This window comes from Clostridium sp. HCS.1 (genome assembly GCF_047900555.1).
GTDB lineage: Bacteria > Bacillota > Clostridia > Clostridiales > Clostridiaceae > Clostridium.
The window spans coordinates 3,002,092-3,025,421 of the sequence record NZ_CP170704.1 but is presented as its reverse complement, the minus strand read 5'-3'; the positions used below and the strand labels follow the sequence as shown (position 1 = coordinate 3,025,421).

The 23,330-nt window shown below is 27.1% G+C and carries 24 protein-coding genes and 1 other annotated feature; of the genes, 18 read left to right on the top strand and 6 right to left on the bottom strand.

Going from position 1 to position 23,330, the window contains the following annotated elements; all coding sequences use genetic code 11:
• Window positions 1-20 precede the first annotated feature (20 nt).
• The 9 genes from mglA to ACFYH6_RS14395 all read left to right on the top strand — a co-directional run bounded on the left by mglA (window position 21) and on the right by ACFYH6_RS14395 (window position 10,874).
• The gene (gene mglA / locus ACFYH6_RS14435) at window positions 21-1,520 is read left to right on the top strand and encodes a galactose/methyl galactoside ABC transporter ATP-binding protein MglA (RefSeq protein WP_416178256.1); all 1,500 of its coding nucleotides are present in this window, start codon (window positions 21-23) and stop codon (window positions 1,518-1,520) included.
• 16 nt (window positions 1,521-1,536) lie between these two features.
• Complete coding sequence (mglC, locus tag ACFYH6_RS14430) at window positions 1,537-2,559, top strand: galactose/methyl galactoside ABC transporter permease MglC (RefSeq protein WP_316342167.1); 1,023 nt, start codon at window positions 1,537-1,539, stop codon at window positions 2,557-2,559.
• A 17-nt stretch (window positions 2,560-2,576) separates the two neighbouring features.
• Entirely contained in the window at window positions 2,577-2,741 is a 165-nt protein-coding gene (locus tag ACFYH6_RS14425; protein ID WP_316342168.1) for a hypothetical protein, read from the top strand.
• 167 nt (window positions 2,742-2,908) lie between these two features.
• Entirely contained in the window at window positions 2,909-4,495 is a 1,587-nt protein-coding gene (locus tag ACFYH6_RS14420; RefSeq protein ID WP_416178257.1) for a response regulator, read from the top strand.
• Window positions 4,496-4,505: 10 nt separating this feature from the next.
• Window positions 4,506-6,302, top strand: a complete 1,797-nt coding sequence (locus tag ACFYH6_RS14415; protein WP_416178258.1) for a cache domain-containing protein — start codon at window positions 4,506-4,508, stop codon at window positions 6,300-6,302.
• On the top strand, window positions 6,299-7,273 hold the full coding sequence (locus tag ACFYH6_RS14410) for a substrate-binding domain-containing protein (RefSeq protein ID WP_416178259.1): 975 nt from the start codon (window positions 6,299-6,301) through the stop codon (window positions 7,271-7,273). The genes ACFYH6_RS14415 and ACFYH6_RS14410 overlap by 4 nt, the downstream gene beginning before the upstream one ends.
• 86 nt (window positions 7,274-7,359) lie before the next feature.
• Complete coding sequence (locus tag ACFYH6_RS14405) at window positions 7,360-8,400, top strand: galactose ABC transporter substrate-binding protein (RefSeq protein WP_416178260.1); 1,041 nt, start codon at window positions 7,360-7,362, stop codon at window positions 8,398-8,400.
• Window positions 8,401-8,658: 258 nt separating this feature from the next.
• Window positions 8,659-8,894 (top strand) — a binding site (T-box leader).
• Between the two features lie 85 nt (window positions 8,895-8,979).
• Complete coding sequence (locus tag ACFYH6_RS14400) at window positions 8,980-10,293, top strand: dicarboxylate/amino acid:cation symporter (protein WP_416178261.1); 1,314 nt, start codon at window positions 8,980-8,982, stop codon at window positions 10,291-10,293.
• A gap of 326 nt (window positions 10,294-10,619) precedes the next feature.
• Window positions 10,620-10,874: a hypothetical protein gene (locus ACFYH6_RS14395; protein ID WP_416178262.1), complete on the top strand. Its 255-nt coding sequence runs from the start codon at window positions 10,620-10,622 to the stop codon at window positions 10,872-10,874.
• A gap of 41 nt (window positions 10,875-10,915) precedes the next feature.
• Here ACFYH6_RS14395 and ACFYH6_RS14390 read toward each other — a convergent pair whose 3' ends face one another.
• Both ACFYH6_RS14390 and ahpC read right to left on the bottom strand, forming a co-directional pair.
• Window positions 10,916-12,580, bottom strand: a complete 1,665-nt coding sequence (locus tag ACFYH6_RS14390) for an FAD-dependent oxidoreductase (RefSeq protein ID WP_416178263.1) — start codon at window positions 12,578-12,580, stop codon at window positions 10,916-10,918.
• A 147-nt stretch (window positions 12,581-12,727) separates the two neighbouring features.
• Window positions 12,728-13,291: an alkyl hydroperoxide reductase subunit C gene (gene ahpC, locus ACFYH6_RS14385; RefSeq protein WP_316342175.1), complete on the bottom strand. Its 564-nt coding sequence runs from the start codon at window positions 13,289-13,291 to the stop codon at window positions 12,728-12,730.
• A 258-nt stretch (window positions 13,292-13,549) separates the two neighbouring features.
• Here ahpC and ACFYH6_RS14380 point away from each other — a divergent pair, with 258 nt between their 5' ends.
• Complete coding sequence (locus ACFYH6_RS14380; RefSeq protein WP_316342176.1) at window positions 13,550-13,801, top strand: TIGR04540 family protein; 252 nt, start codon at window positions 13,550-13,552, stop codon at window positions 13,799-13,801.
• A 102-nt stretch (window positions 13,802-13,903) separates the two neighbouring features.
• On the opposite strand, the gene ACFYH6_RS14375 is transcribed toward ACFYH6_RS14380, so the two are convergent.
• Both ACFYH6_RS14375 and ACFYH6_RS14370 read right to left on the bottom strand, forming a co-directional pair.
• Window positions 13,904-14,905, bottom strand: coding sequence for a glycosyltransferase (locus tag ACFYH6_RS14375; RefSeq protein WP_416178264.1), 1,002 nt, complete (start codon window positions 14,903-14,905; stop codon window positions 13,904-13,906).
• 156 nt (window positions 14,906-15,061) lie between these two features.
• Window positions 15,062-16,414 carry a [Fe-Fe] hydrogenase large subunit C-terminal domain-containing protein gene (locus ACFYH6_RS14370; protein ID WP_416178265.1) on the bottom strand — a complete coding sequence of 451 codons (1,353 nt, stop codon included), beginning with the start codon at window positions 16,412-16,414 and terminating at the stop codon, window positions 15,062-15,064.
• A gap of 183 nt (window positions 16,415-16,597) precedes the next feature.
• Here ACFYH6_RS14370 and ACFYH6_RS14365 point away from each other — a divergent pair, with 183 nt between their 5' ends.
• The 7 genes from ACFYH6_RS14365 (at window position 16,598) to ACFYH6_RS14335 (ending at window position 20,669) form a co-directional block, all read left to right on the top strand.
• A complete protein-coding gene (locus ACFYH6_RS14365; RefSeq protein ID WP_416178266.1) occupies window positions 16,598-17,359 on the top strand; it encodes a DUF2087 domain-containing protein in 762 nt (253 codons plus the stop codon).
• On the top strand, window positions 17,359-18,213 hold the full coding sequence (locus tag ACFYH6_RS14360; RefSeq protein WP_416178267.1) for a GNAT family N-acetyltransferase: 855 nt from the start codon (window positions 17,359-17,361) through the stop codon (window positions 18,211-18,213). Before ACFYH6_RS14365 ends, ACFYH6_RS14360 begins: the two co-directional genes overlap by 1 nt.
• Before the next feature lie 72 nt (window positions 18,214-18,285).
• Complete coding sequence (locus tag ACFYH6_RS14355) at window positions 18,286-18,450, top strand: hypothetical protein (protein ID WP_316342185.1); 165 nt, start codon at window positions 18,286-18,288, stop codon at window positions 18,448-18,450.
• A 1-nt stretch (window position 18,451) separates the two neighbouring features.
• Entirely contained in the window at window positions 18,452-19,012 is a 561-nt protein-coding gene (locus ACFYH6_RS14350) for a zeta toxin family protein (protein ID WP_416178268.1), read from the top strand.
• A 137-nt stretch (window positions 19,013-19,149) separates the two neighbouring features.
• Window positions 19,150-19,560 carry a peptide deformylase gene (locus ACFYH6_RS14345; protein WP_416178269.1) on the top strand — a complete coding sequence of 137 codons (411 nt, stop codon included), beginning with the start codon at window positions 19,150-19,152 and terminating at the stop codon, window positions 19,558-19,560.
• A gap of 149 nt (window positions 19,561-19,709) precedes the next feature.
• Window positions 19,710-20,072, top strand: a complete 363-nt coding sequence (locus ACFYH6_RS14340) for a VOC family protein (protein WP_416178270.1) — start codon at window positions 19,710-19,712, stop codon at window positions 20,070-20,072.
• A gap of 69 nt (window positions 20,073-20,141) precedes the next feature.
• On the top strand, window positions 20,142-20,669 hold the full coding sequence (locus tag ACFYH6_RS14335; RefSeq protein WP_416178271.1) for a putative immunity protein: 528 nt from the start codon (window positions 20,142-20,144) through the stop codon (window positions 20,667-20,669).
• 93 nt (window positions 20,670-20,762) lie between these two features.
• Here the strand turns inward: ACFYH6_RS14335 and ACFYH6_RS14330 are convergent, their stop codons facing one another.
• Entirely contained in the window at window positions 20,763-21,158 is a 396-nt protein-coding gene (locus ACFYH6_RS14330) for a hypothetical protein (protein ID WP_416178272.1), read from the bottom strand.
• 228 nt (window positions 21,159-21,386) lie between these two features.
• A complete protein-coding gene (locus tag ACFYH6_RS14325; RefSeq protein ID WP_316342191.1) occupies window positions 21,387-21,968 on the bottom strand; it encodes a manganese efflux pump MntP family protein in 582 nt (193 codons plus the stop codon).
• A gap of 410 nt (window positions 21,969-22,378) precedes the next feature.
• Between ACFYH6_RS14325 and ACFYH6_RS14320 the strand changes: the two genes are divergently transcribed.
• Window positions 22,379-23,281, top strand: coding sequence for an AEC family transporter (locus ACFYH6_RS14320; protein ID WP_316345026.1), 903 nt, complete (start codon window positions 22,379-22,381; stop codon window positions 23,279-23,281).
• Window positions 23,282-23,330 lie beyond the last annotated feature (49 nt).

The following is a 23,330-nucleotide window of genomic DNA, read 5'->3' as shown; positions in this document are numbered from 1 at the left end:
GAAAAGTGGTGAAGTAAGTTATGGCAGATACAAAATATGTTCTTGAAATGACAGATATATGCAAAGAATTTCCAGGAGTTAAAGCCTTAGATAATGTTAAATTAAAAGTAAGACCAGGAACTGTACATGCTTTAATGGGTGAAAATGGAGCAGGTAAATCTACTTTAATGAAATGTTTATTTGGTGTTTATATTGAAGATGGTGGTGAAATTTTAATAGAGGGGAAAAAAAGCAAATTCTCTAATCCAAAGCAAGCAATGGATAATGGAGTTGCTATGGTTCACCAAGAATTAAACCAAGTTTTACAAAGAAATGTTATGGACAATATATGGCTTGGCAGATATCCAGGTAATGCTGGTGTTGTAAGTGAAAAGATAATGTATGAGGAAACTAAAAAAATATTAGATGAACTTGAGATAGATGTTAATCCAAAGGTTAAAATGGCTAAACTTTCTGTATCTCAAAGGCAAATGGTTGAGATAGCTAAAGCAGTTTCATATAATGCTAAAATATTAGTTCTAGACGAGCCTACATCATCATTAACAAATGAAGAAGTAAATCATTTATTTAAAATTATAAATAAATTAAGAGATAAAGGCTGCGGTATTATATATATTTCTCATAAAATGGAAGAAATTCTTCAAATTTCTGATGATGTAACTATTATGCGTGATGGAAAGTGGATAGATACAATTCCAGCTAAAGATCTTACTACAGATAAAATTATTAAATTAATGGTTGGACGTGATTTAACTAATAGATTTCCACCAAAGACTAATAAACCTAAAGATGTAATATTAGAAGTTAAAAACTTAACTGGTGCATATCAACCTTCAATTAGAGATGTATCTTTTGAAGTAAGAAAAGGAGAAATTCTTGGAATTGCAGGTCTAGTTGGTTCAAAGAGAACTGAATTATTGGAAACTATATTTGGAATAGCTAAACATAGCACAGGAGAAATAAATCTCCATGGTAAAAAAGTAATAAATAGTGATTCTCGTAAAGCAATAAAAAATGGATTTGCTTTATTAACAGAAGAACGTAGAGCAACAGGTATATTTGGTCAACTTGATATTAAGTTCAATACTATGATTGCTAATATAGATAGATATAGTAAATTCGGTGTATTAGATAATAAGAAAATCATTGAAGATACTAAATGGACAATAAATAGTATGAAGGTTAAAACTCCAAGTCAAAAAACATTAATTAGAAGCTTATCTGGAGGAAATCAACAAAAAGTAATTATAGGAAGATGGCTTTTAACTAATCCAGAAATACTATTATTAGATGAACCAACAAGAGGAATAGATGTTGGTGCTAAATACGAAATTTATCAATTGATTATAGATTTAGCAAATAAGGGAAAAGGAGTTATAGTTGTATCATCTGAAATGCCAGAATTATTAGGAATTTGTGATAGAATTCTTGTAATGTCAAATGGTAAGGTAGCTGGTATTGGTGATGCTGATAAATTGTCTCAAGAAGATATTATGACTATGGCTGCTAAATATATTTAGAGTAGAGGTGGAACCTATGAATAAAGTTAAATTTAATAAAGAGTCTTTACAAAATTTCTTGCTTAATTATGCATTATATATAGTTCTGTTCATAATGATAGTGTTTTTTGTTATAAAGGAACCAGGCTTCCTTTCATTGAAAAACTTTACTAATATTTTAAGTCAAGCATCTACACGTGGTATACTAGCACTTGGTGTTGCAGGATTAATAGTACTTCAAGGAACTGACCTTTCTGCTGGACGTATTTTAGGATTTACAGCTATTGTATCAGCATCATTATTACAATCAACAACATATGCTGCTAGAATGTATCCTAACTTAAAAGCATTACCTTTAATAGTACCAATGTTTTTAGCAATAGTAATAGGTGGAATATTTGGAGCAATTAATGGATTTGGAGTTGCAAAACTGAAAGTACATGCATTTATTATAACCCTTGGTACTCAACTTATAGCTTATGGTGCATCTTGTTTATATATTGATAGACCACCACTAGGAGCTCAACCAGTAGCTAATTTAGATGAAAGATATACTGCTTTTGTTAACGGATATTTAAGATTAGGAAGTATAGAAATCCCATATTTAGTATTTTATCTTGCTATTGTAGCAGCTATAATGTGGTTTGTATGGAATAAAACAAAATTAGGCAAAAATATGTTTGCAATAGGGGGAAACCCAGAAGCAGCAGCAGTTTCAGGAGTTAATCTTGTGAAAAATATAATGTTTATATTTATAATATCAGGAGTACTTTATGGACTTGCAGGTTTCTTAGAAGCAGCTAGAGCAGGATCAACTACAACTAGTACAGGATTTAACTATGAACTAGATGCAATTTCTGCCTGCGTAGTTGGTGGAGTTTCATTTACTGGTGGGATTGGTACAATTCCAGGAGTATTAATAGGCACAGTATTACTTCAAGTAATAAACTATGGATTAAACTTCATAGGTGTAAATGCATACTGGCAATATATAATTAGAGGATTAATTATTATAGTTGCTGTTTCATTAGATGTAAGAAAATATATAGCTAAGAAATAATAAAGGAAATGATTAGTATGGAAAATGAAGAGATAAAGGTAAATATTGAAGAAGTACCTAAAAAATCTATGAGAGATACCCTTTATGGGAATATAGATGTATCAGTGAAAACCATGGATAAGATAATAATATTATTATTTATTTTAATTTTCTTATCATTGATAATAGGAATAATACTATAGAGCATAAAATTAAATACTAATTTATTTGGAACTGTGAAAACAGTTCCATTTTTTGTATTTAAATATTTATATTTTAAGAAAGTATGATATAATAAATTTTGAATAATCAGAAGATTTTCTAAGCATAATTTATAGATTTATTTCTATATTATTTATAGGAGGGTGTTATGGGGTTATATAAGATAATGATTGTAGATGATGAAGAGGAAATTAGACTCGGAGTCATTAAAAAAATTAATTGGGAAGAGCATGGATTTGTAGTAGTAGGAGATGCAGAAAATGGACAAGAAGCTTTAGAGTTAGCAGAAAAAATTCATCCAGATGTGCTAATGACAGATATAAAAATGCCTTTTATGGATGGCTTAGAGCTTGGAAAAAGAGTAGTGGATATAATGCCTTCAACTAAAATCATTATTTTTTCAGGTTCAGATGATTTAGAATATGCACATCAAGCAATAAAAATAAATGTAGTTGAATATGTATTAAAACCTATTAACTCTCTAGAACTTATAGATGTATTGAAGAGGCTAAAAGAAAAATTAGATAAGGAATATAATGATAAAAGAAATATGGAAGTTCTTGAAAAGCATTATTTAGAAAGTATACCAGTAATAAGAGAACAACTATTAGTAGGAGCTTTAGAAGGAAGAGTAACTAAGGAACAATGGAAGGAAAATGAAAAAAAGTTAGGATTAGATTTTATAAATAAATTTTTAAGTGTAGCCTTAATAAATATTGATGATTTAAATAAAAATGAAGATAATAGATTGGCACTAATATCACTTAAAAATATAGTAAATGAAACTATGGTAGATTATTGTGACTTTATAAGTTTCCCTTATTTAGATAAAATAGTTCTTTTATTAGCATTAAATGAAAAGGATAACATATTTAATGTGATAAAAGGTTTAAATGAAGTATGTAAAATCTTTGAATGTGTATTTGGAAGGAATATTTCCATTGGAATAGGTAGAATATATGAAGATATTAATGAAATAAGATTTTCATATAGAACAGCACAAAGCGCATTAGCTTATAGACCAATACTTGGAAATGGTAAATCAATTTATATTGATGATGTTGAACCAGATAATTCTATACAACTTCAATTTGAAGACCAAGAGGAAGTGAAATTTTTAAATTCAATTAAACTTTCAAGTGAGGAAGATATAAGAATAGAGGTAGATAATATATTTAAGAAAATAGAAGAATCACCTGTAGCATTAGATAAGTATAGAATTTACTTAATGGAAGTTTTGACTTCTATGGTTAAATTAATTCAAAGCCATAATATAGAAGTTAATAAGGTTTTTGGTGATGAATTTAATTTTTATAGTTACTTAGATGAATTTAATTCAATTAGAGAAATTAAAACATGGTTTGTAGCTAAAGCAATAATATTAAATAAAATAATAAAAAAAGAAAGAATTAACTCTTCAAAAATATTAGTAGAAAAAGCTAAAGAATATATAAAAAATAATTATTATGACGAGGAATTATCTGTAGAAAAGCTTTGTTTAAATTTACATGTAAGCTCTACATATTTTTCAACTATTTTTAAAAAAGAAACAGATATGAGCTTTGTAAGCTATCTTACTGATATAAGGCTTGAAGAAGCTGTAAAATTATTAAATACTACAGATGATAAGACTTATATTATAGCCACAAAGGTTGGTTATCAAGAAGCAAATTACTTTAGCTACGTATTTAAGAAAAAGTTTGGAATATCACCATCAAGATATAGAAAGAATTGAGAAGAATATTATGTTTAATTTTATTAAAGACAAATTAAATGAATATTACAAAAAGGCTAGTATTAAATATATAATTTCAATTTCCTTTACTGTAGTTGCTGTTGCTGGAATGATAGTAGTCGGAGGAGCATTATATTTAAGATTTTCTAATTCTACTGAAGAAGTTGTGTCTAAGAATAACCAAACAATTATTGATCAAGTTAATTTGAATTTAGACAGTTACTTAAGAAATATGATGAAAATTTCAGATACTATTTACTATAGAGCTATAAAAAAGATAGATATGTCAGTAGAAAATATAGAAAAAGAAATGGACTTAATATATGAGGCAAATAAAGATAATTTAATAAGTATAACATTATTTTCAGAATATGGTGAGGTTATAGATTCATATCCACTTCAACAGCTTAAAAAGAATATAGAGGCAAGAAATAATAATTGGTTTCAAAATGCAAAAAATAAAAAAGAAAATTTACATTTTTCAACTCCTCATGTTCAAAATTTATTTTATGATCCTAATTATAAATATAGATGGGTAGTATCATTAAGTAGAGCTGTTGAAATAACCAATAATGGTAAAACTAGTAGTGGAGTACTTTTAGTAGATATGAATTTTAGTGGGATAGAACAAATTTGCAAAAATGTAGAGGTTAGCAAAAATGGTTATGTATATCTTATAGATAGAGATGGAGAAATAATATATCATCCAAGACAACAACTTATTTATTCAAATTTAATAACTGAAAATAATAAAGAAGCAGCTAAATTTGAAGATGGAAATCATATAGAAAAATTTGAAGGAAGCAAGAGATTAGTTACTGTTAAGACAGTTGGATATACTGGATGGAAATTAGTTGCTATATCCCCAATGTCTGATGTTACAGCAGGATATTATGAATTTAGAGTATTTGCAATCTTTATTATGATTTTTGCAATATTTATATTAATATCAATTAATATGTTTGTATCATCAAGAATAGCAAATCCTATTAAGGATTTAGAGAAATCTGTTAAAGAGTTTGAAAATGGAGTGGTAAACTTAAATATAACAGAAAATGGTTCTTATGAAGTTCAACATTTAGCAAAGGCAATAAAATCAATGGTTAATCAAATGAATATACTTATGAAAAATATAATGATAGAACAAGAATCAAAAAGAAAAAGTGAATTAAATGCACTTCAAGCACAGATAAATCCTCATTTTCTATATAACACTTTAGATTCTATAATTTGGATGATAGAGAATGAAAAATATGATGGATCAATAGTTATGGTCAGTGCTTTAGCTAGATTTTTCAGAATTAGTTTAAGTAAGGGTAAAAATGTAATTACAGTAAAAGATGAATTAGAACATGCTAGAAATTATTTAACTATCCAAAATATAAGATACAAAAATAAATTTAGTTATAGTATTGAATCTGATGAAAATACCTTGAATTTAACTAGTATTAAATTAATAGTTCAACCACTTATAGAAAATGCTATATATCATGGAATGGAATATATGAGTGGTGATGGGGATATAGTGGTAAAATCATATAGAAAAGAAAAAGACTTATATATAGATATAATTGATAATGGTTTGGGAATGCCTCAAGAAATAGCGGACAAGCTATTAATTGAAAAAGTTAATAATGGTCAGAAAAAAGGATCAGGAATTGGATTAAGAAATGTACATGAGAGAATTAAGTTATACTTCGGAGAGGAGTATGGATTAGAAGTTTATAGTGAACCAGATGAAGGAACTACAATTAGAATTCATATGCCAGCTATAGAATTTAATAGTGCTAAGGAGGAAAAGAAATGAGAATAAAGAAAAAATTAATTATTTTGACTTTACTTTTAGCGGTATTAGCTTCCTCATTAGTATTACTTAAAGAAGGTGGAAAAAAAGAAATTGTAGTGTATGATATTTCTGTAATAATAAGAGGAAGAAATAATGAGGAATGGAGCATTATAAAAGCCGGAATGGAGCAAGCATCTTCAGAAATGAATGTTAATCTAAGATTTATATCATTACTAGAAGAAAATAATGTTGAAGAACAAAAGGATTATTTAGAGAAGTCAATAGATTCAGGAACAGATGCCATAATTATATCACCTTCAGATTATACAGCATTATCAAATATCATAGAAAATACTAGTAAAAAAGTACCAATAGTATTATTTGAATCAAAAATAGATACTAAACAAAATATACCTTATATTTCTTGTGATAATTATGAGCTAGGTAAAAAATTGGCAGAAGAGGTAATGAGAAATGGAAATACTAGAAAGAATATTATAATTGCTAAAAGTGACTTAGAATTTAGCAGCTTAGTTGAGAGATATAATGGGTTCAAAGATGAAATAAATAAGAGTAAAAATACTTTTGAAGTTATAGAGTTACCTAAGGATGATTCAAAATTATATAATGAAATCAGAAGCATAATGGAAGAAGATCAAGAAATAGTTTTAGTCGCTTTTGAGCCAAGTGAATTAGAAGCTATTGGAAGGGCAAAAAAATATATTATTAATGATACTAATGTAAAGTATGATACTGAAGTATATGGAATTGGAAGAACAAGTACAATAATATCTTTAATAGAAGAAGAAATAATTAATGCCACTGTAATACAAAATGAATTTAATATTGGATATTTAAGCGTAAACACTGCTGTTAATAAAATAGAACATAAAAAGATAGATAATAAAATCAATATTGAGTCAACTGTGATAAATGGTGAAAATATGTACTCCAAAGAAAATCAAAAAATCTTATTTCCAATTGTTAGATAATATTTTCTTATAAATTTAAGATAAGAAAGTTTAATTAAAATCCATGTCACAAATTTATAATAAGTAATTATTAATAGGAGGTTATTGTGATAAAGAGTAAAAAGATATTGGGTATGATTAGTTTAGTAATTATTTCTACCTTAATAGTAGGATGTGGTGAGGGTAGCAAGACTAAATCAACTGAAGAAATAAAGATTGGAGTAACAGTATATAGGCAAGATGATGTTTTTATATCTACAATCACAAATAATTTGGAACAAATTATTAAGGAAAAAGGAAGTGAGTATAACTCTAAAATTTTATTCGAATTTGTAGATGCAAAGGGAAGTACATTAAACCAAGGAAATCAAGTTGATAGATTTATTAATCAAGATTATGATGTGATATGTGTTAATTTAGTAGATAGAACAGCAGCAGCTACAATAATAGATAAAGCAAAGTCAGCAGACATTCCATTAATTTTCTTCAATAGGGAACCTGTAGAAGAAGATATGGATAGATGGAATAAAGTTTATTATGTAGGTGCACAAGCGGAACAATCAGCAAGACTACAGGCTGATATTGTGGCTGAGCAATGGATTTCCAATAAAGAAATTTATGATAAAAATAAAGATGGAATAATTCAATATGTTATGCTTGAAGGAGAGCCAGGCCATCAAGATTCACTTATAAGAACGGAATATTGTATTAAGTCTTTAAATGAAAAAGGAATACAATCAGAAAAGTTAGCTGATGATAGTGCTAATTGGCAAAGTGATCAAGCAAATAGCAAAATGACTCAATGGATTAAAGAATTTGGGGATAGTATAGAAGTTGTGTTTAGCAATAATGATGTTATGGCACTTGGAGCTATTCATGCCATAAATTCTAATAGCGAACTAATTAGAAAACCTATAGTAGTTGGAATAGATGGAATCAAAGCAGCTATGGAATCAATAAAAGCTGGGGATATGAAGGGCACTGTTATAAGTGATTCAATTGCACAAGCAGAAGCCATTTTAGAAATAGCAATTAATGTAGCACAAGGAAAATCTATAGAAAATATAAAGGATATAGAAGATGGTAAGTATAAAAAGTTACCACATACTAAGGTTACAATAAACAATGTTGATGAGTACTTAAAGTAATTCATAATGCATAGTGCGTAATGCATAATGAAGGAATAAACTCCTTCAGAGTTTAGAAAATTGCATAATTCAGCTTGCTGAATTATTTCAACAATTATGCATTATTAACTGTCCATTAAATAAGGGGATGCTTTTATAGTTTCTTATTTTTTTATTTTAAGAGAAAATTAATATAAAAATATTCATTTGAAATATTTAATTTATATATTGACAAGGAATGATATAATGATATAATTAAATCATAGTATTCCGATATGAATAATGACGATGAAGAGAAGAAGTAATTAATAACAATTATTTTAGAGAGAGCTAGTTTGCTGGAATAGCTTATAATTGTATTAATGAAGTGCATCTCAGAGTTTAATCCTTGAAACTAAGTAGGGGGTTATGGGTTCTCCCATTATAGAGACTAGGTATGTTTAGTACCGATGACGAGATGGATATTTTATATCTAATCAGAGTGGAACCGTGGAAGTTAGACTTCTGCCTCTGTATTACAGGGCAGGAGTTTTTTTGTTCTTTTAAAATCTTAATAATTTATATTATAATTATAAAATCAATTAAAAGTAGGAGGAAAATATGAATATAAATATTAGTTTTAATTTAGTTTTAGCAGTAGTACTATCATTAGTAGCATTTTATGTTATTTATTTAGTAAAATCAAAGACTGGAAAGTTCTCTTATGCAACTTTAACAGCTTTAACAATAGGTTTAATTTTAGGAGGAATTTTTAAAGAAAATCTTGCTTACCTTGAAGTAGTTGGTAAAGGATATATAGCAATAATTAAAATGATAGTTGTACCATTAGTTATGGTATCAATAATAACAAGTATAATTAGACTTAAAAATTTAGATACTTTAAAATCAATAGGACTTAAAACAATAGGTATATTATTAGGAACAACAGGAGTTGCTGCAATAATAGGCTTAATTATAGGAAGAATATTTAATTTAGGAAATGGATTAAATTATGTTGGAGTGGAAGGTTTTACTCCAAGAGAAATACCAGCTTTTTCAAAAGTTATTTTAGATTTCTTACCATCTAATCCTGTAGCCTCAATGGTAAATAATCAAATAATACCAATAGTTATTTTTTCATTATTTATAGCAGTAGCATTAGTTATTGAAGATAATAAAAATCCAGAGAAAGTTAAAGCCTTTAAAGATTTTATATTATCAGCATATGAATTAGTATTAAGCATTACTAGAATAATATTAAAGTTTATACCCTATGGAGTATTTGCATTAATAGCCACAGCAGCAGCAAAAAATGGAATGGACACTATTAAATCATTATTCTTAGTTGTATTAGCTGTTTATATAGCATGTATATTACAAATATTATTAGTTCATACACCATTAATAGCCTTTGTTGCAAGAAAGAATCCAATAAAGTTCTTTAAAGATATATCTGAAGCTCAAGTAGTAGCATTTACAAGTCAAAGTAGTTATGGTACATTACCAGTTACTATTAAGACATTAGTAGAAAATGCTAAGGTTTCTGGAAATGTAGCAAGCTTTGTAGCTCCACTTGGATCAACAATGGGAATGAATGCTTGTGGTGGATTATATCCAGCTATAGTAGCTATATTTGTAGCAAATGTATTCAAAGTAGATATGACAATGTATCACTATATTTTAATAGTAGTAACTACAATTATTTCTTCAATTGGTATAGCAGGAGTTCCAGGAGCTGCTACTATGTCAACAACTGTAGTATTATCAACTGCTGGATTACCTATAGAAGGTATGGCTATGGTAATGGCAGTAGATGCAATAATAGATATGATGAGAACATTAACTAATGTAACTGGAACAGCAGTTACAGCATTAGTTGTAGACGAAACAGAAAAAAGAAAAAAAGAAAAATTAGCATCAAAAATAACAGCATAATTATAGATTAAATTAAGCCTATATGAAAGACAAGCTCTAGAGTAAGTCTATTCATATAGGCTATTTAAGTGAGAGTCCAAATTTTAATTTGGTCCCTCGAACTTACTCCTTGGACTTTAGGAGAAGGAGTTTCCTCTAAGAGTCCAAATTTTAATTTGGTTCCTCGAACTTACTCCTTGGACTTTAGGAGAAGGAGTTTTTTTAATTAATTGCTAAAAAGTGGTTCTAGCTTTAGGATTTTTTTATATAATTTATTTAAAGTTTAAAAATAATAGAGTGTATAACCTTAAAATAATTAAATATGAATAAAGAATAGGTGGTGTAGTATGACTTTCAAAAGGAAAATTAAAATTATTATTGCCATATTTCTTTTAATACCAATATTAGTTATTGGGTATTTTATTTATGGTTTTATCTTTCATGAAAATGCAATGAATTTGAATTCTATTTCCTTTAAAGAATATAAAAGTTATATTAAAAAACAATATCCTAATATAGAAGAGTTAGATACTTATTATCAATTTGGAAGGATTACCTTTGAATATAAGGTTAAAGAAATATTAAGAAAAATAAAAAAGTGATTTCTGTATATAAACAGAAAACACTTTTTGGGGTTAAATTATTATTTTAATAAGTTTACTATTTCTTCAAGCTTCTTACCACCGAAGTATACTTTTTCGTCATTTACTATTAATGCAGGTACACTCATTATTTTATGCTTATTCTTTAAATCAGGGAAGTTAGATAAATCTAACATTTCAGTTTCTATATTAGGATTTTCTATTGCAATTCTTTGAGCAGCCATAACTACATCAGGACATACATGGCAAGAAAGTGATACTCCAACTTTAATATTTAGTTTCTTATCTATAGACTTAATATCATTTAAAACATTAGCATTAATTTCTTGACCAGGACCTGCTACATTATACATAGCTATAAGGAATGAATTTAATTCATGACCACCAGGCACACCATGGAATTTAACACCACTATATTCACCATCTTTATTTAAAATAGCAACTATAGGGAATTTGTTTGCATGAACCTTATCTTCCATTTCAGGATTTTCACCCTTCTTATATATAAGTGCAGTAACTTTATCACCTAAATCAGCTATATCTAAAACTAAATCTCTTAGTTCAATTGATTTACTATTAGTTTCATCTACAATTGAAACTAGAGATATATTACTTTCAAATCTAGCTAAAACTCCTTGAATTTGTTTTCTTAGAGCATCATTTAATAATGCACTCTTACCTGTATTTGAAATAGAAGATACTGAAGATTCTTTTGGTTCTTCAACTTTTTCTTCTTCTATATATTCATCAACAATTCCAAGTCTTTCTTTTTGTGCAGCTACATATTTTTCAGCATCTGTTGCAGCAATAGCACCATCAGCAACTGCAGTTACAACTTGTCTAAGCATTTTAGGTCTTAAATCACCAGCTGCATAAACACCGTCTACATTAGTTTTCATATTTTCATCAGTTAATATATATCCCCATCTATCCATATCTACTTTGTTTTTAAAAACATCAGTTTGTGGTTGATAACCAACGAATACAAAGATACCAAATGTTCCATCTTCTTTTGGAGGATAGTATTCAGAAGTTTCATTAGTAACGTTATTAATTAATTTTACAGATCTTAATACATCATCACCAACAGCTTCAACAACTTCAGTATTAAATCTAATTTCTATATTCTTATTAGCTTTAACCTTATCTCCAATAGATTTTGCACAAGTAAAATCAGGCTCTCTAGCTATTATTATTACCTTTTTAGCAAATCTAGTTAAGTATATAGCTTCTTCTGCTGCAGCAAAACCTGCACCTATTACAAGAACTTCTAAATCTTTAAAGAATTCACCATCACAAGTTGAACAATAGGCAACACCTCTACCGCCATATTCAATTTCTCCAGGAAATCCTAATTTTCTTGGAGAAGCACCTGTAGCTATAATAACAGATCTTCCTTGAATATCACCAACATTTGTTTTTATAGTTTTAACTTCACCATTAAAATCTACATCTGTAACATCAGCAGTTTTAAATTTAACTCCAAAATTTTCTGCTTGTATTCTCATTTGAGATGTCATTTCTGCACCACTTGTTTTAACTATAGCAGGATAGTTTACCACTTCGGCAGTAGTAGAAATTTGACCACCAATATTTTCTTTTTCAATGATTAATGTTCTAAGTTTTGCTCTTCCGGCATATAAACCAGCAGATAATCCAGCAGGACCGCCACCAATTATAATTAAATCATAAATATTATTGTTCATATAAGCCTCCTTATAAATAAAATGAAATATATATTTTTAATACTCTATTATTACCTAATAATTATTATTGATTAGTTTGTTAAAAAAATAGCGAGTTTCCTCGCTAATTTTTTATAGTGGAGGAGAAAGTCCCCTCTATGTTATATATTAAAGTTTTCCAACTAAATCTAAGCTTGGTACTAAAGTTTCAGCTCCTGGAGTCCAGTTAGCTGGGCAAACTTCATCTCCATGTTCTCTTACGAATTGAGCAGCTTGAACTTTTCTTAATAATTCTTCAGCGTTTCTACCAATTCCGTTTTGGTGAACTTCATAAGCTTGGATTATGCCATCAGGGTCAACGATAAATGTTCCTCTTAAAGCCATACCTTCTTCTTCAATAAGTACTTCAAAGAATCTTGCTAACTTACCAGTTGGATCTGCTAGCATTGGATAAGTAATCTTTCCAATTGTTTCAGTTGTATCAGCCCATGCTTTATGAACGAAGTGTGAATCTTCTGATACTGAATATATTTCAGCTCCAATTTCTTTAAAGCTATCATAATGATCAGCTAAATCACCTAATTCAGTTGGACATACAAATGTGAAGTCTGCTGGATAGAAGAAGAATATTCCCCACTTTCCTAAAACATCTTCATTTGATACTTCTACAAACTTTCCATTGTGGTAAGCTTGAACCTTAAAGTCTTCTAATTTCTTTCCTATTAATGCCATAATTTTTTTCCTCCTGTTTCTTTTAATATTCTCTATGTATTAATAATAATTATTAATTAATAATTTGTCAATAGTATTTTTAAAATCATTATAATTTTTATTAATATTTTTTTAAAACTAAGATAATTGAAGAAAAAAGTGGAAAATAGATACATTTAATAATTAAGTAAGAATTAAGAATATCAATACAGGTTGTATATTAGATATATTTGGTATAAAATATATTTAAAAAGTAGATTTTATAGGGAGGATTATATAGTGAATAAGGGTGGAATTAGATTATATTACAAAAATCAAGAAGAACTAAGCTATGCATTGAGAAACTACATAGATGACTACTTTGAAGGGAACATAGAAGACGAAGCATTAGAGGAAAAAATCTATATGGTTGTACAAGCAAACAAGAACAAGTTCTACAAAGACAATGAAATAGCTAAGAAGCCTAAACAAATACTTGGTAAAACAAGATTAAATGTTTTAGAGCAAATTTTAGACAAGAGACAAGACTAGTAACTTGACATTATTGATATTAAGTTTAGATTAATATCAATATAAAGGTTTTCAAATTTCTAATATATTAAAAATAAGGAAGAGGATAAACTCTTCCTTATTTTATTTAGTTATACACAAATTTAATATGGAGAATCCGAAAAATTCAGGGATTATATCTTTAGATATATTATGAATTAAATTGAAGTAGTAAGAGTATTCATTGGGAGTAGTGCTTAAATAAGTTTTAAAACATTCCTTAGAAATATCAAATTCCTCAATCTTTTTATAGCATTCACTTAAAAATAAATAGAGTTCCCTTATAAAATTATATTTAATAGAGAAGCTTTCACCTATCAAAATAGCCTTATTATATTTTTTCATATAGTAATAGGATTTAACTAATAAAAGTGTTATATAGCTATTTATATAAATATTATCATTTGAGTTAAGTGATTTAATATAATAGTTATTTGCAGTATTATATTTTCTCAAAAGGTAGTATTCATTTGCAATATTATAATAGTAAGCAAAATCTACTTCTTCTTTATTAAATGATGAATAAATTTCTATATTTCTATTGCATCTTTCAGTTAAAGTCTTTCTACTATAATCAAATCCAAAATTATATAAAAGATATTCTAAATTAATTATTTCAGTATTATATGAATCTTCATAAATTGAATTCATCAGTCTTTCATTAATCTTTCCAGAGTAGTAAAATCCAGAATTGTTTTTAATAATTCTCAAAATATGTTTTCCTTCATATAATTTATTATTAATAACATTAGTTAGTTTTAGTCTAAAACCCAAATGTTTAGAATTTCTTAAGGCTCTTTTAATTTCATAAATTTGAGATCCATCTAGAGCTTCATCACAATCAAGACATAAGATCCAATCTTTAGTTGCCATTTCTAAGGCTTTATTTCTTGCAGAGCTAAAATTTTTTGTCCAAGGAAATTCCATTACTTTAGCATTATATTTTTCAGCAATACTTATTGTTTTATCAACAGAACCTGTATCAACTAATATTACTTCATCTGCAATACCTTTTATGCTCTCTAGGCATCTTAATAAGTTGTTCTCTTCATTTTTAGCTATAATACAAACACTTAAGGTATCCAAATTAAAATTTCCTCCAATAATATTTTTACAGTATAACATATGATAATTAAGACATTTATGACAGTAATAGAAAAGTAGATATTCTACTCAATTTCTACTTTAAATTACTTAATTAAGTGTATTTTAAAGAAAATGAGCATAATATGATATTTATTTTTAACTAAAATCCCTATGAAAAATTTCAGTTTTTTTATCATCTTCAAAATCCTTCAGGGAAGTTATATTTATTTTTTCTAATACTTCATCCATAGTACTACTATGTGTAGCAATTTTAATTGGAGAATTATAAGCTAGATTATCAACAGATAGTTTCCCTTCTTCTTTAGATATTAAGGCTTTAGGGCCACCAACACATCCACCAATACAACCCATTCCTTCTATAAAATTAGCTTTAATATCACCACTTAAAGCTTTATTTAATATTTCTTTACATTCTTTGACACCTTCAGCTTTTGCAGATTTAAAAAGCTTTGCTTTCTTTGGATATAATTCTTCTACAGCTTCACCTACAGCAATAGAAACACCTCCCGTACGAGCATATAATCTACCACCTCTAGAAGCGTAATCTTTAGTAGGAATTCCATTTAATTCAGAAGGCTTAATTTCTAAAGTTTTAAATATATCGTCTAATTCTTGAAATGTTAAAACAAAATCTATATCATTAGATAAATCTTTTTCCTTTGCTTCAGCCTTTTTTGCTATACATGGCCCCACAAATACTACTTTAGCATCAGGATTTAATTTTTTTATAACCCTTCCTGTAGCTATCATTGGAGATACAGAAGGAGATAGATCAGGAACTAATTCTTTATAGACTCTTTTAAGCATTCCAACCCACATAGGGCAACAACAAGAAGTTATCATTATATCATTAGGACTATTTACATGTTTATTAAATTCTACAGCTTCTTTTATTGTAAGCATATCTGCAGCAAAGGCAACTTCAATCATATCGGTAAATCCAATTTTCATAAATGCTTCTCTTAATTGATCTAAAGATACATCTTCACCAAATTGGCCCATAATTGCAGGTGCAACAGCAGCAACAACAGTTTTATTATTTTTTATTAAGTCAATGATAGGAATAAAATCTACTTTATCGAGTATTTTTCCTTCTTTACAAGAGTCTATACATAAACCACAACCAACACAAAGATTATAATTAATATAAGTAGATTTTTTATTTTCATCATATATTATTGCATCAAAAGGACAGCTTAATTGACATTTATATTTTTCATCAGATTCATTTTTACAGTTTAGGTTACAGCTTTCGAGTTTTTCAATAAATCTTTTACTTACTTCATAGTTAGTAATAGCCTTTTTTAAGTTATAAACATAATTATTATTAAATTCTAGAGATACACCACAAAGCGAAGAAATAATTTTAAAAGTTTCTTGAGGTGAAATCTCATGACAAACCATAATATTTGTAAGAGTTTCTTCAAAGTTTCCATTATAATAAGACTTTACTAAGGTATCAAAGAGGTCATTATATCTACTATGCACTTTTTACACCACCTAAAAATATTTTTATCTCAATACTATATTCTATTAATAATATTATGCTATTTTGAAAATTTTAAACTAATTTTTATTTATACAAACAAATTAAAAATAAGTTTATTTATTTATAGACAAATATATATTATTGTTTTATAATTTTGCTAAGAAATATACGGAGGGATTAAAATGGAAAATGAATTTTTTTGGAATTCATCTATTGAAGAAATTGAAAAGGGATTTATTGAAACAGAAGAAGATGTAAAATGTATAGTTTGTGAAGAAAGTTTTATAAATGGAAGAATATATGAAGTAGATGGAAATCTATATGATGCAAAAAAGACAGCAGAACTTCATATTAAGGAAAAGCACCAGTCGATGTTAAGCTATTTATTAAATATGAATTCAAATTATACAGGGATATCATCATCTCAAAGGGCAGTAATTGAATTAATAGCTTTAGGACTTACAGATAAAGAAATAGCAGCAAAATTAGGAATTGCAAACTCTACTATTAGAAATCATAGATATAAATTAAGAGAAAGAGAAAAACAAGCTAAGTTATTTTTAGCAACTATGAATTTGCTTTCTAAAGAAACTAATAAAGATATAAATATGTTAGAGAAGGATGTTATTTGTGATGCACATAAAGGAGCAACAACCTTAGATGATAGATTTAATATAACTAAAGAAGAAAAAATTAAGGTAATAGAAACTTATGTAGATGAAAATGGGGCATTGAAAAGTTATCCATCTAAAGAAAAGAAGAAAATTATATTATTAGAAGAAATAACTAAAAACTTTAATGTTGGAAAGAAATATTCTGAAAAAGAAGTTAATAGAGTATTAAAAAGAATATATGAAGACTATGTAACAATAAGAAGAGCTTTAATTCAATATGGATTTTTAGATAGATCTAAAGATTGTAGTCAATATTGGGTGAAAGAATAATGATAAAGAATCTTTTAGAATTAAATAGTGATGAAAAAAATTTAGCATTAGAGTTTATAAAAAATAAAGAAAACACTGATTTATCATTCTCTGAAATTGAAAAGGAACTTAAGGGTAAGATTTGCAATTATGGCGAAGGGGTATTGTTCTATTTTCATGAAGATAAGATAGTAGGTAAGGTATCAGTAATATTAGAAGTTGTTGATAAATTAAAGACTATCTATATTAATAAAGTTATTTGTCAAAAGGATAATAAAAAAGTATTAAAGGAATTAATTAATACTTCATTAGCATTAGCAAACAAATATAGAGCTAATAAAGTTCTTCTTGGAATAAGAAATAAGGATTTGCTTAATTTAGCAGAAAGTATAGGACTAAAAAGAAGTTATTCATCCTTTAATATGATATTAACTAATAGAGAAAAAGAAAATGATGTATTAGATAAGATTAATTTATCAAAGGAAAATATTGATGAGTATGTTGATATTTATAATAAATCCTTTATGGATATGCCTCATGGAACCTATATAGAAATTAAAGATGCAAAGGGATTTTTAGATAATAAGAATGACAATGAAGAATATTTTATTGTAATAGATAAAGGTGAAAGTATAGGTTTTTTAAATACAATTATTGAAGGTAATAAAGGCTTTTTCGATATAGGATTAGTAAAAGAGTACAGGGGAAAAGGCTATGGTAAAAGATTATTAGAAACAGCAATACAATACTTAAATGAAAAGAAAGTAGAAGAACTTTGTTTAACAGTAATTGAAAAGAATAGTATTGCTTATGAAATGTATAAGAAGAGGGGCTTTAAGGTTTATAACAAGATAAGTGATTGGATAGAATTATAGAGTATGTTTATTATTTTATATATTCGGTATATAATATTTATATAAATATGTTTCTTTTAGGAGGTGCCTTTTATGGGAAATAAGGATATTAATTTATATGATATTTTTATAAAGTATTCATATAGTGAATTGAAGGAATTATTTAAGAATGCTAAGACAAAAGAAGAACAAGATTTTTATATGACATTATCTAATTTAGTATTACAAAAAGAACAAGAAAAGGTTATAGGTAAGTAGGGTGCCAACATATACAATTTTTGCAGGCGTTAATGGAGCAGGTAAAACTTCAATGTATGAATCTATATATTATAATGAAAATAAAGATGAAAAAAGAATAAATACTGATGAAATGGTAGCAAGAATTGGTTCTTGGAAAGATAAGAATCTTCAAGTTAAGTGTGCAAGAGAAGCTATTGTCTTAATAAAAAAATATATTCTTGAAGGAATATCTTTTAACCAAGAAACTACTTTATGTGGGAAAAGTATAATAAGGAATATAAGTCTTGCTAAAGAGAATGGTTTTTATATAGTTATGAATTATATAGGTATAGATAATCCTGAAATTGCTAAGGAAAGAGTTAAAATTAGAGTAAGCAAAGGTGGGCATGGAATACCTGATAAGGACATAGAAAGAAGATACTATAATTCTTTAAAGAATTTAAATGAAGTAATTAAAATATGTGATGAAGTAAATATATATGATAATACTGAGGTGTTAAGAGAAATTGCATATTTGAAGCATGGAAAGATAGTCTGGGTTGATAAAAAGCTTCCAAAGTGGTTAAATATTAATTTTTAGTGCTAGTAGAATTTAACTAATTCTACTAGTATTTTTGCTATTTATACTTTGATTATATTAAAATAAGAATAGGCAAACAAGTAAGTTAATAATTAAAATTAGAATAGAAATTAAGAAATAGAAAGGTTTGAAAAAATATGATAAGACCAATTGTAAATGATGTATTATTCCTAGGACAGAAATCAGAAGCTGCAACAAAAGCTGATATACCAGTTATTGATGATTTAGTTGATACATTAAGAGCAAATTTAGAGGCCTGTGTTGGTATGGCTGCAAATATGATAGGAGTTAAAAAACGTATACTTGTATTTAGTGTAGGTAATATAATAGTTCCTATGGTAAATCCAGTTATAGTAAAGAAAGAAAAAGGTTATGAAACAGAAGAAAGTTGTTTATCTCTAACTGGTTTTAGAAAAACAAAAAGATATGAAACAATAGAAGTGGAATATCTTGATAGAGATTTTAAGAAACATAAACAAATATTTACTGGTTTTACTGCACAGATTATTCAACATGAAATAGACCATTTTGAAGGAATAATAATTTAGATAAATTGGAGTAGATAGATAATAGATATAGTATAAGTGTATGCAATTTACAAAATATGTTATAATCAAAACGGAAAATAAAATTAAGTTATTAGATAAATAATAGTTTATTAGAGCTTAAGATAAGGAATATATAAGGGAGGAATAATATGGTTATTAATTGGATTACAATTAAAGTAAAAGATTTTGAAAAGTCTAAAGAGTTTTATAAGGATTTTTTAGGCATGAAGGCTGAAAAGGAATTTTCCCATAATGAGGATATGTCTATTGCCTTTTTTTCTGCAGAAAATGGAGTGAAAATTGAACTTATTTATTATAAAAATTTAGAATTAGAGGCTTTATCAAATAGCAATGTTTCTATTGGTATTTGTCCAGTGAATTATGATGAGATTTTAGAAAAATCAAAAGAAAAAAATATAATTACTGCTGGACCAATTATATTAGGTGGCAATATGGAATGCTTTTTTGTAAGGGATCCAAATGGAGTTGGAGTTCAGATTATTAAGGGATAATAGCAAAGAATTTCATTTACCTTTGGTATTAATTTTATTTTAAAAATATATTTAATAAAAGGAGTAATTATGGCTAAATTACGGAAAATGCTTGGAAAAGCAGACTCACCATATATTATTTCTCTTATGAGATTAATAGAAACACAAAGTAAATATACAATTATAAAATGGTGTAATGAATATGCTAGAGAACATATTCTACCTATTTATATAAATGTATATCCTAAGGATTATCGTTTAGATAACGCATTAAATGCAGTTGATGAATGGCTAAAAGGCAATATAAAATTAGCTGAAGCAAAGAAAATTATTAAGGAAGCTCAAATAGCTGCAAGAGAAGCAGAAGAAAATCCAGCAGCACAAGCAGCAGCAAGAGCTATAAGGGCTACAACAGCAACAATTAATACTATAACTAGCTCTTTAGGACTTGCTTTTTATGGTTCTGCTGCAATAGCATATTCATCAGTTGGTGTTAATGAGAATGATGAGATTTATGATGAAATTGCAGCAAGAGAGTGCAAAAAGATGGAAGAAGCCTTGCTTAAAGTTTATATAATTGATGAGCCTAATCCAGTAAAGATAAATTGGTATTGTTAAAAAAGAAGTTATAATTAAAAGAATAACTATTATTAAAGTAGCTATGCTTTTAAATTCTTTTTAATAAATAGTATTTTTATAATACAGTAGCATTTATATTGAAATTACAATAATTTTGTGTTGGGGAGTAGTTATTAATTCATATACAGAAGAAGTTTTAAAATAATTTGCATTTGAGAAATTTCTAAGTTTTGCACGGTCATCAAGACCTTTAGCTTTTGGTGTATATCCATAGAAGGAAAGTATATACTTTATCATTTTTCCTACTATCTGCTTATTGCGAAAATCTGTAAAAGGGAAATTTGCAGTATTAGCATAGTTCTTTTCTAGAGTTGATACAATACCAGTAATTGCTGGCAACTCAAGTTGGCTAAAACAGATCATGTTATGAATATTAGATGGTTCGGATAAAAAAGAAAAAACATTTTGAGCATCAGTATTACTGATTAGATTACTATTAGATTTATTACAGAAATCTTGATAAGTCATATGGAACCCCTTTCTAAATGATTATTTATTTTTATATATTTACTATATGCTTAATAATAATAAACGTGTAAAAAATATACGTAAATTATTTGTTTTATTATAGTAATCAATATAGAGAAAAGGCACTACTATTTCTATTAAGAATAGTAGTGCCTTTTCAATTAGAAGGTCAAAACTCAGAAAGGAGTTTTTTCCTTCATTCTACATTTTTCATTTTACATTCTTCATTTACATCAAGTGTTCAAACAATATTTTAGCTCCAATAAATATTAAAATAATTCCACCTATTATTTCAGCATAACTTTGCATATACTCACCAAGTTTTTTGCCAAGAAAAACTGCAAAAAAACTTAATATAAAAGTAGTTATTCCTATAATTGTTATAGAAGGAATAATGCTAACGCTTAAAAATGCAAAGCTAACTCCAACAGCTAAGGCATCTATACTAGTTGCGATTGCTAGTATTGTTAGTTTCTTATAAGAAAATTCATCCCTTTCACATTCTGTAGCTATCTCTGAATCGTTAATAGATCTTAGTTCCTTAATAGCTTCTATTAGCATTTTTCCACCTATAATTACTAGTAATATAAAAGCTATCCAATGATCAAAAGATTTTATATAGCTTTCAAAATATCTACCAAACCACCAGCCTAATAATGGCATTAAGGCTTGAAATCCACCAAAGAATAGAGCAACTTTAAAAGAATTTTTAAATTCATCTTCTTTTAAACATATACCTTTAGCTAAGGAAACGGCAAAGGCATCCATAGATAATCCTATACCTGTCATAAAAATTGAAATGAAACCCATGATATGTACTCCTTTATTATAGATTTTATTATAAAAGCCTAAATATTACTTAGGATTTTATTACTATTTATAGATTATTATCATAAAAAATGAGACTTATGCGTAGCAAAACTACGCATAAGTCTCGTTATTTAATACTAAGCCAGAACTAAGTTCAATATGTTGACTTAGTAACTCTTACAAAATTAGAGTTAACTACTCCCTTATACAAACAATTCGATAGTTATTATAATAACAAATAATTATCAGCTTATCAATATAATAATAAAATATTAAAGAATTATTTAATTAATATATATGAGAAGATAAGTAAATTAATACTTTATATTGAAAGTTTCAAATTACTATATAACTTATAGTAATAAAAAGTATATAATATAAAGAAAAACAGATTTTTTATAGGAGAAAAAATGGTTGTCTTAAATAAAATAATTTCTTTATTTTTAATAATATTAATTGGCGTTTATGGAACAAAGAAGAACATAATAAATGAAGAAGTAAATAAGGGATTAAGAAGAATACTTTTAGAAATAACATTACCACTTTTAGTTATAAATTCATTTAGTTTTGAATTTAGTGATGGAATGGGCAAGAATGTTTTTATAGCATTTACCTATAGTGTAGTTTTTATGCTTCTAGCAGCTATTATATCTTATATATGTTTACTTCCTATTAAAGGTGAAAAGAAAAAAATTCTACATTTTGCAAATGTATTTTCAAATTGTGGATTTATAGGATTTCCCATAATTAATAGCTTGTATGGCCCAGAAGGAGTTGTTTATACGTCAATTTTTAACATGGTATTTACAATAGCTTTATGGACATATGGAGTTATGATTTTTTCAGACAAAATATCAAAGAAAAATACAAAAAAAGTTTTATTAAATCCAGCTATAATAGCAGTATATATAGGAATTCCTATGATGCTATTTAAAGTTCAGCTACCATCTTTTATATTAGACACAACAAAAATAGTTGGAGATATGACGGCACCTATCTCAATGATAATAGTAGGAAGTATATTAGCTAAGGTAAGGATAAAAGATGTGTTTAAGGAAATATCAATATATTACGGATCATTAATTAAGCTAATAATAATACCTTTAGTACTTATTTTAATAAAATTAGGACTAAAAGATAACACAACTATAATAAACACCATTATAGTTATACAAGCTATGCCAGCAGCTGCTATGACCTCAATATTTGCAGCTGATTTTAATAAGGAAAAGGAATATTCATCAATAGTTGTATTTATAACCACTTTACTATCTATTGTTACTATACCTATAATTTCAAAAATAATAAGTTAGAAATAATTATTTTCTAATAACATCTTTTACAAATTAAAAAAATATATTA